Source organism: Lishizhenia sp. (assembly GCF_057456495.1).
Genome location: NZ_JBVCPV010000250.1, coordinates 1 through 3,425 on the forward strand (window position 1 = coordinate 1; position 3,425 = coordinate 3,425).

Here is a 3,425-nt window from a genome sequence, read left to right on the forward strand (position 1 = left end):
GTGATTGATACCAACAAGTACTTTGTGGTCTGTGCAAATAATATAGGGTCACCGTATGGATCTACCCATCCCTTGTCCTTCCAGCGTAACAAAGAACGCTACTATAGAAGTTTTCCCTTAGTTACAACAAGAGATACAGCACGAGCATTTGATCAACTAAGAATACACCTTGGAATTAAGAAAATAAAGCACCTCATCGGTACATCTTATGGAGGTCAAATTGCTTTGGAATGGAATGTTCTCAATAGCAATGTCTTTGAATCTTCCATTTTTATAGCTACCAATGCTAAACATTCTCCATCTGGAATTGCCTATAACGAGTCACAACGTTTGGCCATAGAAAGTGATGGGAGTTTTTATCGCAAAAGTTTATTGGGAGGTAAAACGGGTTTAGTAGCGGCAAGGTCTATTGCATTGTTGAGTTACCGCACCGGTATTTTGTACAACCAAACACAGGAAGAAAACTTTAACGGAGAACTCCGAAAGTTTAAAGCTGCCAGCTACCAACAGTTCCAAGGTGTGAAATTTGCGCTGCGTTTTGATGCCTTTAGTTATTACGCGATAACCAAAAGTATGGATGCCCATAATCTTGGAAGGAATCGCGGTGGATTAAAACGAGCCCTAGATGTTATTCAAAATCCTTGTTTGATTTTAGGAGTGAGCAGTGATGGACTATTCCCAAAAGAAGAACAAGTGTTTTTAGCAGAAAATATTTCTAATGCGCAGTTGGGTATTATAGCGTCAAACTACGGACACGATGGCTTTCTTATTGAAAAAGAGCAGCTCATAGAATACTTGGATGATTACATCAACAACAATTTTAACAGAAACAAGATTACAAAATTTAAGAAGCTAGCAGTATGAGTACAAAATTAAATATAGGATTATTCGGATTTGGATGTGTAGGTAGCGGGTTGTATAAGGTGTTACACGAAACCCAACAAGTAAAAGCAAACATAGCGCGTATCGTAGTTAAAGATAAAACCAAGTCGAGAAGTATTGCACCTGCATTGTATGGTTTTAATAAAGCAGAGATTTTAGAGAATCCCAGCATTAATTTGGTGGTAGAGTTGATTGATGATGCTGACGCTGCCTATGATATTGTTACAGAAGCATTACGCAAGAAAAAGCATGTGGTAAGTGCCAATAAAAAGTTAATTGCCGAGCATTTGGATGAATTGATAACTCTTGCCAAAGCCAATGGTGTATCCTTTTTGTATGAAGCGGCAGTTTGTGCCAGTATTCCAGTAATTAGAAACATAGAAGAGTATTACACTTCAGATGTTCTCTCTCGTTTAGAAGGTGTTTTTAATGGAACATCGAATTATATCCTTACCCAAACAGATGCTGGAAAAACCTATGATGAAGCTTTACAAGAAGCAAGTGATCTTGGGTATGCAGAATCTGATCCTACCTTAGACGTGGATGCTTTTGATGCCAAGTTTAAACTCTGCATTTTGGTGAAACATGCCTTTGGACTGACCTTACAACCGCAGGATGTATTTAATTATGGAATCAGACATATTAAACCCAGGGATGTAGTATATGCAAAAGAGAAAGGTTTGAAAGTTAAACTTTTGGCCAAAGCAGTAAAGTTGAATGACAAACTTTTAGCCTATGTAGCACCTCATTTTATACCTGCTAATCACAATTGTTACGCTATAGATAATGCTTTGAATGGGGTAACCGTAGAAGGACTTTTCTCAGATGAACAACTGTTTAAAGGACAAGGTGCGGGAAGTTTGCCCACAGCGAGCGCGGTGTTGAGTGATATTTCAGCCTTGCTTTATGATTACCAATATGAATACAAAAAATCGAATGTGTTAACCGATTTAAGTTTAACCCAAAATTTTAAAGTGAAGGTTTATATAGGCGCAACAGATGCTCAACGTATAGAAAGACTGCCTTTCTTGGAAGTTGAAGAAAATTACCAAAGTGCTGCCTACTACTATAAAACAGGGTGGATTAGGTTTGAAGATTTACTTCCCTTAAATTTAAATGCGGCAGCAGATTTATTTGTTGCTGTATTACCCGAAAATGAAGTAGAACTGGTTTCGTTACCGAAAGCAGAAGCCCTAAATTATGCATGAAATGAAATTATCCTTAGTAAAAGATCAAGAAAAAATAGACTTCAATATTTATAAAGAAGGAGGTTTAGCAGGAAGATCAACGGCAAGTTTGGCCGTAGGTGGAAGTGACGATGGTTTGCGACCTATGGAAATGTTTGCTTCAAGTTTAGCGTTATGCACAAGTATAGATACCCTGCACATTTTAAATAAACAACGTGTTTATTTAGATTATTTTGAAGTGAACATAACAGCAGAGCGTGTGAAGAATAAAGTACCTGCGATTTTTAAGGAAATAATTCTGGAGTTTGTAATTGGAGAAGAGGAGCACTTGGTTAAGGTTGCAAAAGCTGTGAACTTGAGTATTAATAAGTACTGTTCTGTAAGGCACATGATAAAAGACGAAGTGAAAATTGAAACCAAAATACGCTTGAAAACATGAGAGACGAAACTTTGGCCATACGTTTACAAAATGAGAAGTCTCTTTTTGGAGAGCACAGTACGCCCTTGTTTTTAACCAGTAGTTACGCCTTTGAAAATGCGGAACACATGCGAGCGTTGTTCGCCGATGAACAAGAGGGAAATATTTATTCGCGTTACTCTAACCCTACAGTAAGTGAGTTTATCCATAAAATGTGTCAACTCGAAAAAACAGAAGCAGGTTTTGCTACAGCTTCTGGCATGGCTGCCGTTTTTTCTACTTTGGGAGCTTTACTAGAAAAAGGTGATCATGTGGTGAGCTGCAGTGCCATTTTTGGAAGTACACACAAATTGTTTACGGAGATTTTACCCAAGTGGGGAATTCATACAAGTTATGTAGGTAGTCAAGATTATGCTGGTTTTGAACGTGCAATTTTACCCACTACCAAATTGATTTATGTGGAAACGCCTTCCAACCCTGGGTTAGATATTGTGGATTTAGAATACTTGGGTGGGATTTGTAAAAAGTATGGACTTCTTTTAGTGGTAGATAATTGCTTTGCAACTCCGATACTTCAAAAACCTGTTGAGTTTGGAGCAGATGTCGTTATTCATTCGGCTACCAAGTGGATAGATGGTCAAGGTAGAACGATGGGAGGGGTGATTTTATCTACGCAGGAAATCATTGAAAAAGTGGAAGGATTTGCGCGACATACAGGCCCGTGTTTGAGTCCTTTTAACGCGTGGATTTTAAGTAAGTCTTTAGAAACGCTGGCCTTGCGTATAGAAAAACACTCGTCGAATGCCTTAATCTTAGCGGAACGATTAGCTGTTCATCCGGCGGTTGAAAGTTTAAAGTATCCACATTTTAGAACCCATCCACAGTATGCTTTGGCCAAAAAGCAAATGAAGTTTGGAGGAGGTATAGTGAGTTTTGAA

4 protein-coding genes are annotated in these 3,425 nt (G+C 38.3%); all 4 read left to right on the forward strand.

Annotation, left to right across the window (positions count from 1 at the left end; genetic code table 11):
• Nucleotides 1-864: alpha/beta fold hydrolase (locus AC22ZQ_RS13480; protein ID WP_318959288.1), on the forward strand; the 864-nt coding region annotated here is incomplete at its 5' end.
• On the forward strand, nucleotides 861-2,090 hold the full coding sequence (locus AC22ZQ_RS13485) for a homoserine dehydrogenase (RefSeq protein WP_318959289.1): 1,230 nt from the start codon (nucleotides 861-863) through the stop codon (nucleotides 2,088-2,090). The genes AC22ZQ_RS13480 and AC22ZQ_RS13485, both read left to right, overlap by 4 nt.
• A gap of 1 nt (nucleotide 2,091) precedes the next feature.
• Nucleotides 2,092-2,508: an OsmC family protein gene (locus tag AC22ZQ_RS13490; RefSeq protein ID WP_318959290.1), complete on the forward strand. Its 417-nt coding sequence runs from the start codon at nucleotides 2,092-2,094 to the stop codon at nucleotides 2,506-2,508.
• Nucleotides 2,505-3,425, forward strand: a 921-nt coding sequence (locus AC22ZQ_RS13495) for a trans-sulfuration enzyme family protein (RefSeq protein ID WP_318959291.1), incomplete at its 3' end; no start/stop codon positions are given. The genes AC22ZQ_RS13490 and AC22ZQ_RS13495, both read left to right, overlap by 4 nt.

Bases quoted from the DNA above. Each gene is read 5' to 3' on its own strand.
- AC22ZQ_RS13485 (WP_318959289.1), top strand. From the start codon at position 861: ATGAGTACAAAATTAAATATAGGATTATTCGGATTTGGATGTGTAGGT.
- AC22ZQ_RS13490 (WP_318959290.1), top strand. From the start codon at position 2,092: ATGAAATTATCCTTAGTAAAAGATCAAGAAAAAATAGACTTCAATATT.